The organism is Aquabacterium sp. UBA2148, from assembly GCF_002328915.1.
Classification (GTDB): Bacteria; Pseudomonadota; Gammaproteobacteria; order Burkholderiales; family Burkholderiaceae_C; genus Aquabacterium; species Aquabacterium parvum.
The window spans coordinates 3,019-4,490 of sequence record NZ_DCXA01000319.1 but is presented as its reverse complement, the minus strand read 5'-3'; the positions used below and the strand labels follow the sequence as shown (position 1 = coordinate 4,490).

Genomic DNA, 1,472 nt, shown 5'->3' with positions numbered 1-1,472 from the left:
ACCACGCGCTTGTCTCCGCAGCGTGCGCCCAGCGGCTTGAAGCGCAGATCGACCAGGCCGTCGTCGGTGCGGATGCGCCAGTCGGCCAGCGGCTGTGCCGGATCGAACTCGAAGTGCGCCGAGCCCAGCGGGATCAGGTCACCATCGAGCCACAGCGCGTTTTCCTGATCGCCAAAGTAGCCTGACTGCAGGTTCAAGCCGAGCCCTGGGCGGTGCGCGCTGGCCCAGCGCCAGGCGGTGTCGCGCGCCAGCAGGCCATTGGAGCTGTCGATGCTGGCGTTGCCCTCGTTGAGTTTCAGGCGCTGCCCATCCATCGACAGCCAGCCGCGCACCGACAGCGCCGAGGTCTTGTGCGTGGCGTGCGCCAGGCCACCCTTGGGCGTGCCGATGGCCAGCAGGCTGGGCGGCATGCGGCCCAGGTCAAGCTCGGCCTGCAATTGGACGTGCTTGGTGCGCCAGTCGATGTGCAGCGTGTCGTCGGCAGCAGGCCGAAAGGCCAGTCGTCCGTTGAACGAGCGGAACCACGCCTGACCGGTTTGGAGGGCCCCGTTGTTCACCTGGCCTGACAGCTTGGGCAGGCCCACCGCGTCCCAATCGACCACCAGGCGCTGACGCAGGCGGTCGAACACGTAGGCGAATGCGGTCGTGGACCAGCCCAGGTCGACGATGGCCATGCCGATGAACAGCGTGGGCGTGCCGATGCCGACGTAGGTCCAGCGCTTGTGGTGGCAGCGCAGCCACCAATCGGGGCGGGCCTGGGCGTCGTGCAGGCCAGCCCAATCGACCTCGGGCAAGCGGCCCACGTAGCGCCCGGCCTGCAAGCGACCATGGAGCACCGCCGCGTCAGGGGCGAGGGGCAAGGCGTCGGCAGCGAGGTGAGGCAGCGCAGCGTTCACGGTGGGCGGGTTCCGAGGCAGGCCAGGGCTGCGGCTCAAGCCGCTTCGAGGCGATGGCGACGGCGCCACTGCGCGGGCGGCAAGCCCGTCCAGGCGCGGAAGGCGCGGGTGAAGGCGCTTTGCTCGGAGTACCCCAGCAGCAGCGAGATCTCGGCCAGGTCGAGGTGCCCGTCGAGCAGGTGTGCTTCGGCCAGGTGGCGGCGCGTGTCGTCGAGCAGTTGCTGAAAAGTGGTGCCCTGCTCGGCCAGGCGGCGCTGCAGGGTGCGCGGGCTGCTGTGGTGGGCCTCGGCCAGCGCGGCCAGCGAGGTGCGGCCCTCGCGGATCAGGGGCACCAGGGTGAGCCGCCAGGCGTCGACCACGGCCGGCACCTTGGAGACCTGCTGCAGCAACTGGCGCGCCTGCTGGTCGAGCAAGTCGGCCAGCGCCGGGTCGGACTTGCGCAGCGGCATGGCCATGTAGGTCATGTCGAAGACCACGCGGGTCAGGGGCATGTTGAACAGCACCTCGCCCCCGAAGAAGTCGCGGTAGGGCTGCACGTCGGCCGGCGGCGGGTTGACGAAGGCGACCTGGCGCACC

The 1,472-nt window shown here is 70.1% G+C and carries 2 protein-coding genes; both read right to left on the bottom strand.

Annotated elements, in window-relative coordinates; translation table 11 throughout:
• Positions 1–896: DUF2804 domain-containing protein (locus B2W70_RS17855; RefSeq protein ID WP_286747874.1), on the bottom strand; the 896-nt coding region annotated here is incomplete at its 3' end.
• A gap of 35 nt (positions 897–931) precedes the next feature.
• The coding region (locus tag B2W70_RS17850) for a helix-turn-helix domain-containing protein (RefSeq protein WP_286747872.1) at positions 932–1,472 on the bottom strand (541 nt) is incomplete at its 5' end.